At 57.5% G+C, this 6,857-nt stretch carries 8 protein-coding genes and 1 other RNA gene; 2 read left to right on the top strand and 7 right to left on the bottom strand.

Going from position 1 to position 6,857, the window contains the following annotated elements; all coding sequences use genetic code 11:
- Positions 1 to 287: 287 nt before the first annotated feature.
- From msrA to ilvD, 3 genes are all read right to left on the bottom strand, one after another.
- Positions 288 to 851 carry a peptide-methionine (S)-S-oxide reductase MsrA gene (gene msrA / locus ACYVDM_RS25855; RefSeq protein WP_415792112.1) on the bottom strand — a complete coding sequence of 188 codons (564 nt, stop codon included), beginning with the start codon at positions 849 to 851 and terminating at the stop codon, positions 288 to 290.
- A gap of 123 nt (positions 852 to 974) precedes the next feature.
- On the bottom strand, positions 975 to 1,343 hold the full coding sequence (locus ACYVDM_RS25850) for a c-type cytochrome (RefSeq protein WP_415792113.1): 369 nt from the start codon (positions 1,341 to 1,343) through the stop codon (positions 975 to 977).
- A gap of 101 nt (positions 1,344 to 1,444) precedes the next feature.
- Positions 1,445 to 3,130 (bottom strand): dihydroxy-acid dehydratase, encoded by a 1,686-nt coding sequence (ilvD, locus tag ACYVDM_RS25845; RefSeq protein WP_415792114.1) that lies wholly within the window; start codon positions 3,128 to 3,130, stop codon positions 1,445 to 1,447.
- Between the two features lie 99 nt (positions 3,131 to 3,229).
- On the opposite strand from ilvD, the gene lgt reads away from it, so the two are divergent.
- Positions 3,230 to 4,027, top strand: a complete 798-nt coding sequence (gene lgt / locus ACYVDM_RS25840) for a prolipoprotein diacylglyceryl transferase (protein WP_415792115.1) — start codon at positions 3,230 to 3,232, stop codon at positions 4,025 to 4,027.
- Here lgt and ACYVDM_RS25835 read toward each other — a convergent pair.
- The 4 genes from ACYVDM_RS25835 to ACYVDM_RS25820 all read right to left on the bottom strand — a co-directional run bounded on the left by ACYVDM_RS25835 (position 3,993) and on the right by ACYVDM_RS25820 (position 5,835).
- The gene (locus tag ACYVDM_RS25835) at positions 3,993 to 4,745 is read right to left on the bottom strand and encodes an SIMPL domain-containing protein (RefSeq protein ID WP_415792293.1); all 753 of its coding nucleotides are present in this window, start codon (positions 4,743 to 4,745) and stop codon (positions 3,993 to 3,995) included. The two genes, lgt and ACYVDM_RS25835, sit on opposite strands and share 35 nt — an antisense overlap.
- An 80-nt stretch (positions 4,746 to 4,825) precedes the next feature.
- Positions 4,826 to 5,011: non-coding RNA, 6S RNA (gene ssrS, locus ACYVDM_RS25830), on the bottom strand.
- 60 nt (positions 5,012 to 5,071) lie between these two features.
- The gene (locus ACYVDM_RS25825) at positions 5,072 to 5,374 is read right to left on the bottom strand and encodes a cell division protein ZapA (RefSeq protein WP_415792116.1); all 303 of its coding nucleotides are present in this window, start codon (positions 5,372 to 5,374) and stop codon (positions 5,072 to 5,074) included.
- Positions 5,374 to 5,835 (bottom strand): hypothetical protein, encoded by a 462-nt coding sequence (locus ACYVDM_RS25820; protein ID WP_415792117.1) that lies wholly within the window; start codon positions 5,833 to 5,835, stop codon positions 5,374 to 5,376. The genes ACYVDM_RS25825 and ACYVDM_RS25820 overlap by 1 nt, the downstream gene beginning before the upstream one ends.
- A gap of 437 nt (positions 5,836 to 6,272) precedes the next feature.
- On the opposite strand from ACYVDM_RS25820, the gene ACYVDM_RS25815 reads away from it, so the two are divergent.
- Entirely contained in the window at positions 6,273 to 6,737 is a 465-nt protein-coding gene (locus ACYVDM_RS25815; RefSeq protein WP_415792118.1) for a tripartite tricarboxylate transporter TctB family protein, read from the top strand.
- Positions 6,738 to 6,857 lie beyond the last annotated feature (120 nt).

Genomic DNA, 6,857 nt, shown 5'->3' with positions numbered 1-6,857 from the left:
CTCCGGCCCCGCCGCCTGAACACTCGTGTTCCAGCAGCGAAGGAGCGAGACTATAGCACGTATTACAAACGCATGACGGCAAAAGCGGCACTATTTTCTGCAAATCCTCAAAAAAATGGGGACACGCCGCTGATTGCCTACGTATTCCCCTCTTTTTGCCCTATCCAACCGCGCCGTCAGCCACTTTGCTGCCTATATATACAGATTCAACATTCACGCTCTATATCAGGGACGCAACTGCTTGGCGAGGCAGCTTTGAACGGCCCGCACCCTCGCCGGAATGCCCTTTAGACAGATTTTTTCAGTTGGTCGCGGTATAGCTTGCGGAATTTGGCGACCTTGGGGGCGATGACAAACTGGCAATAACCCTGCTCGGGGTGCAGTTCGAAATAGTTGCGGTGATAGTCTTCAGCGGACCAGAAAGTCGCGGGCTCGCGCAGTTGCGTGACCAGCGGGGCGTCATATACGTGTTGGGCTTCGATCTCGGCCATGACGGTCTGGGCCTGCTCGCGCTGTGATGCGTCTTGCCAAAAAATGGCGGATTCGTACTGTGGCCCGACGTCATTACCCTGACGGCCCGGCGTGGTGGGGTCATGGGTAGCGAAAAATACTCTCAGCAAATCGGCGTAAGACAGGATCGCGGGGTCAAATTCGACTCGAGCGACTTCGATATGCCCTGTGTTCTTGCCACACACCTGTTCGTACGTGGGATGATCGACATGGCCGCCGCTATAGCCGGGCAGCACGCTGACCACACCGCGTAAATCGACCAATACGGCCTCGACGCACCAGAAGCAACCGCCGCCAAGAACGGCGACCTCGGTGGCAGGAGAAGAATTTGATTCCGTCATTTTCGCAATTCCTTATTCAAATCAGGCAGGACCGCGGTATCTACTATATAGAGCGCTTCAATATTGTTGGGGCCGCAATACGATCACTCGATAAGGCCCCCTAGATATAGAAGCAATAACGGCCTACTTTGTCGTGGCGGGCGCCAAAGACAATACCCACAGGGCCAGCAAGCGTGCATCGTCTTCGCTAACCTGCGACTGTGCAGGCATGGGGACGGCTCCCCACGCGCTGCGACCGCCGCCGCGGATCTTGTCCGCCAGATATTGCACCGTAGCGCCCCCCTGGTCCGCCGCGGCGTAACGCTCGGCGACACTACGCAAGGGCGGGCCTACCCGCTTGCTATCGATCTGGTGGCATGCCATGCAGGCTTTGCGCTGCGCCAGCGCCAAGCCCTCGGCCTGGCTCAGATCCTGTGCATTAACAGGCGCCGTCCAGGCGACCGCCCAAGCCCCACAGGCGATTACGGTCGCCCAACCACGCTTTACATACATCCGTACTGTCTCAAATTCAAAAAAACGCCGATATGACGTCATCGCCCTTGGACCCACGTTGCCCCTCCCCCTTTGCAGAAGGAGGTTTGTCGCGCAAGTGATCAGGCGTCGAAGGCATCCGTCACCGCCCCACGGCTGGCCGTGCTGGCCAACTTGCCGAACTTGGCCAGCACCCCCCGCGTATAACGCGGTTTGGGCTGCACCCAAGCCTGGCGTCGCGTCGCCATCTCTTCGTCAGAAATATTGAGCTGCAACAACTGTTGATGAGCATCGATGGTAACCGAATCACCCTCTTGAATCAGGGCAATGGGGCCACCGACATAAGCTTCGGGCGCCACATGTCCCACCACCATGCCCCAGGTCCCGCCAGAAAAACGACCGTCAGTGATCAGGCCCACGGTTTCGCCCAACCCCTGCCCAACCAGCGCTGAGGTGGGCGCCAGCATTTCCCGCATGCCCGGCCCGCCTTTAGGACCCTCGTAGCGGATCACCACCACATCGCCGCTTTGAATCTGGCGATCCATGATGGCTTGCATTGCTGCGTCTTCAGAGTCAAAAACGCGTGCGGGACCGGTGATAACGGGATTCTTCAAGCCCGTAATCTTGGCCACGCAGCCCTCTGGCGACAGATTGCCCTTGAGAATGGCCAAGTGCCCCTGGGGATAGAGGGCGCGGTCAATCGAACGAATGACATCCTGATCGGCACGGGGTGTCGCTGGCACATCGGCCAGTGTCTCGGCGATGGTTTTGCCAGTAATGGTGATGCAGTCGCCATGCAACAGGCCCGCGTCCAATAGCAGCTTCATGACTTGCGGGATACCGCCGGCGCGATGCAGATCGGTCGCCACATAGCGCCCCGAAGGCTTTAGATCGCAAATGACCGGCACGCGTCGACGAATACGCTCGAAGTCGTCGATCGTCCACTCCACCTCGGCGGCGTGCGCAATGGCCAGAAAATGCAATACCGCATTGGTCGAGCCGCCGGTCGCCATGATGACGGACACAGCGTTCTCGATGGATTGACGGGTAATGATGTCGCGTGGGCACACGCCACGTCGCACTGCGTCGACCAGCACACGGGCCGACTCTGCGGCCGACACGACTTTTTCGTCATCTTCGTTAGCCATGGTGCTGGAGTACGGCAAGCTCATACCCAGCGCCTCGAAGGCCGAACTCATCGTATTGGCGGTATACATGCCACCGCACGAGCCCGAGCCCGGAATAGCGCATTTTTCGATTTGCTTGAAATCGTCCTGATCCATGCGCCCCATGGTGAACTCGCCCACTGCTTCGAATACCGAGACGATGGTCAAATCCTGGCCCTTATGGCGACCGGGCTTGATGGTGCCGCCATAAACGTAAATACCGGGTACATTGCTGCGCGCTAACGCAATCATGCCGCCGGGCATATTTTTGTCGCAGCCACCGATCACGACGACACCGTCCATCCACTGCCCCTGGACCGCCGTTTCGATACAGTCGGCGATTACTTCGCGCGACACGAGCGAATATTTCATTCCCTCGGTCCCCATGGACATCCCATCGGAAATCGTGGGTGTACCAAAGACCTGAGGATTGGCTTGTGCCGCACGGATGGCATCGATGGCAGCATCCGCCAGACGCTGCAGCCCGCTATTACAGGGAGTAATCGTGGAATGGCCGTTGGCCACACCAATCATGGGGTTATCAAAATCCTTTTCCTGATAACCCAACGCGTAGTACATAGCCCGATTGGGCGCGCGCGCTACGCCATGGGTGATGTGCTTTGAACGTTCATTGTTGGGCATGGTCTGTCTCCGGAGTCTTATCAAGCATTACGTGACTGCACTACGTCGTGACGTCTGTGGCGGTTATTATCAACCCAATCCTTTTTTACGTGGCGGATTATGCTGCACCATCCCGAGTTTGACCCTATTGCCCTACGTCTTGGTCCTGTAGCGATTCATTGGTATGGATTGATGTACCTGGCGGGATTCGCGCTGGTTTATTTGCTGGGCCGCTGGCGCCTGACACGCGGCCATACGCCAGAACTCAACACGCGCGACCTGGAAGACCTGATTTTTTATAGTGTTCTGGGCGTGGTGCTGGGAGGACGGCTGGGCTACGTTTTATTTTATAAGCCCGGCTATTACCTGAGCCATCCCCTGGAGATCTTGTATCTCTGGGAGGGCGGAATGTCGTTTCACGGCGGCCTGATTGGCGTGATTCTCGTCATGGTGCTGTTTGCCCGTAAAAAAGGCTTGTCATTCTTTCAGGTCAGCGATTTCATCGCGCCGTTGATCCCCCTGGGGCTGGGCGCCGGGCGGTTGGGCAACTTTATCAATGGCGAACTCTGGGGCCGCCCCAGCGATGTGCCCTGGGCGATGGTGTTCCCGCAATCGGGCAGCGATTTACCGCGACACCCCTCGCAACTCTACGAGTTGGGCCTGGAAGGTATCGTGCTCTTTGTATTACTGTGGTGGTTTTCGAGCAAACGCAGGCCCACCGGGCAAGTCAGCGCGCTGTTCTTGATAGGCTATGGCGCGTTCCGCTTTTTGGTGGAGTTTACGCGCGAGCCGGATGATTTCCTGGGCTTGCTTGCCGGCGGCATGAGCATGGGACAATGGCTGTCCCTGCCCATGGTGGCGTTCGGCGTCGCGCTCCTGTTCTTTAGCGCAAATCGACAGTCCCGTTCACCGCGATAGTGACGGTGACCTTGCCGGCCTCGAGCGGCACATCGGCGTAGTCGCTCTGACTGCCCTTGGCCATCGCGGCCATGGGGCGCGGCACGGGTACCGCTGAACCACCACCACTTAGCTCCAGATGCTTCACATGATAGGCGCCAAACCCGAAGGCGGTGGCCGCGGCCTGCGCACGCGCACGGAAGGCATCGGCCGCCTGCTTCAGCAATTTTTCTTCGGCAGCCTGGCGAGCCTCGCGCGACAACGAGAAACTGATCTGCGAAATAGCCGCTTTGTCGGATAACTGTGTCGCCAATGCCGAGGCGGCGGCGAAATCTTTGGATTCCAGCGTGATTTCTCCGCGAGCGCGCCAATTTTCGATTTTGCCTTTGTCGTTGGTGGTGGGCCAGACGTTGTAGCCACTGGTCCGAACCTCGATGCCTTTGGCTCCCTTGGTGCGTTTGACTGCATCGTCCAGCGCGGCCGTCAAGTCAGTCGTCGCCTTGGATTGCGACGCTGCCTCGAACTCGGCGGCCAGCGTAATGCGCACGATGTCTTGCTCGACCTCGCTGGCGGCGGACGCCTGCAAGGTCAACGTAGGCGCACCTGTAGTGGATGCCACTTGTGGGGCGAGCTGAGGTTGAGAGGACTGAGCCAGCGCCAGCGGCGCGGCCAACAAGGCAAAGGCGGCGCAACACGCAGCCGCGACACGATTCAATGAAGACACGCCGGAAGTGTGCATCATGGCAACCTATAGGGGAGATGGGAAGGAAAGCAGACTATCTGGTGCGGACCTGAGACGACGCACAGGCCCGCACAAATAGATGCCCCGCCTGTGCCGTCTAGGCCGGCATCTCGAACCGTGAGGTTCAAGGTGGTCGCGATCCGTTGAGCATCGGGTTCGTCTACGAAGAGACAATCACTCCCGCTCACCATTCACGCAACCAATATGCCAAAAGACATAGGTTCAGAGAGTGTATGGCCAATTCACGAGCACGGCAGGGACAAACTGAAAAACATCAAAACATGCGTGATACCGACACGCCGGGGGCCGAAGCCCGGTACTAGCTAACCCCGATTGGACAACGCGTCATCAAGCAGGGAGTTCATGTGCTCGATTCTACTCTTGAACTCACCCACCGCCAAACCTCCTAGTGGACCATCTGGCGCTTTCATGGCTAATAGTTCGCTAGCCACCTGCAATGCGGCCATCACTGCGATGCGCTCGTTGCTGGAAACCTTGCCTGAGCCCTGAATGCGCAGCATGAGCTGATCGACATGCCGTACGGCCGCCATCAAGGCAGGCTTTTCGTCGCTGGAGCATGCGAGGGAATAATCGCGCCCCAGAATGGTGACATCAACACGTTCCATTAGGGTTGCGCTCCGGAGGGTTGTTCTTCGGCGGCTGCACCAGGCAGGCGTGCCAAGACCGTATCGATACGTTCGCGCGCGGCATCCGTCGCGACGCGTAGACGCTGGAGATCCGTATCGCGCTCATTGAGATTACTCAGTAACTCTGCCTCGCGGGTCTGGGCGCGCGTCTCGGATGTTTGCCGCTCTGACGCCTCGCGAGCGAGTTGCGCGCGTAGATCGTTTTCCGCCTGACGCGCCTCGGACAGCAGGTCGTCGACCGTTCCGTCGTGCTCCTGCAATTTAGTTTGCAGTGTCAGGATTTCGGCCTGACGCTCGTTGCAACGCTGTTCGAGCGCACGCTGAGCGGCTTCGCTTTGGCTCAAGCTGACACGCAACGCATCACGCTCGGCTTGAAGTTGCCGGGTACGTTGCACCAATTGCCCGATACGGGCGGCGAGTTGATCTAAGTCTTGCAGCATGGGCGGTATCGTAAACCATCCGGGCGTCGCCCGGGAGGACGTACGCAACGAGAGAAAACTAGCAATATTCTGTAGGACTTAAGCGCCGAACAGAATTAAGACATACCAAAGAATTCTGACACAGCACTTGCGTTACCGCCAATCCGTGCTCCGAGGCTGCTCAGCCTTTCGCAGGTCTTTCTATTTACTTTCAATTTGCTTTCATTTCAGGACCATTATGCCCTGAGGTTACAACTTGGGTGCCCATTCTAGGGAAAACCCCATCCGCCTAGCCGATGACTTGGGTTTGCAGGTCCCAGCCCCTTCGCTACCATGCGGCCTGCTCAAAAAAAGCGTGTTTCGAATTCAGAAAAATCGAGCAGCACCAGAAATCGCGCTTGAGCGCCGTTCGTTGAACGGTCAGGTTTTAACTCACATGCTGTAAATAGGAGCAAACCATGCAGCTAAGGAATAAGCAAGATTTCTGGTCGGGAGTGATGTTCGCACTCATCGGCCTGGGATTTGCCTTTAAAGCCGCCGAGTACTCCATGGGTACGTCCGCCCGCATGGGCCCGGGTTACTTTCCCTTTTGGCTCGGGATCTGTCTGGCCATCTTGGGTGCGGTAGTCGCTCTTGGCGCACTGTCGCCCAAAGCGGAAGAAACCACCATCGACAAGTTCGACTTCAAGATTCTCTTGATCATCATCGGCTCTGTCGTGCTGTTCGGCGTGCTGCTGCGTCCGCTGGGTCTCTACGTCTCACTGTTCCTGCTGGTCGTGCTCAGTAGCCTTGCCAGCTACGAATTCAGCTGGCGTGTCGCATTGCTTAACGCAATTTTCCTGGTCGCGTTCTGCTGGCTGGCGTTTATCAAAGGCCTGGGGCTGATTTTCCCGTTGTGGCCGTCGTTTCTCGGCATGAACTAAAACAAGGGAAGACAAGATCATGGAATTGATGGACAACCTGATGCTCGGATTTTCCGTAGCATTCACTCCCGAAAACCTGCTGTACGCCTTGCTGGGCTGCATTTTGGGCACCCTGGTTGG

The organism is Bordetella tumulicola (genome assembly GCF_054779135.1).
Note: the sequence above shows the minus strand (reverse complement) of the source record. Positions and strands in the feature narration are given on the sequence as shown.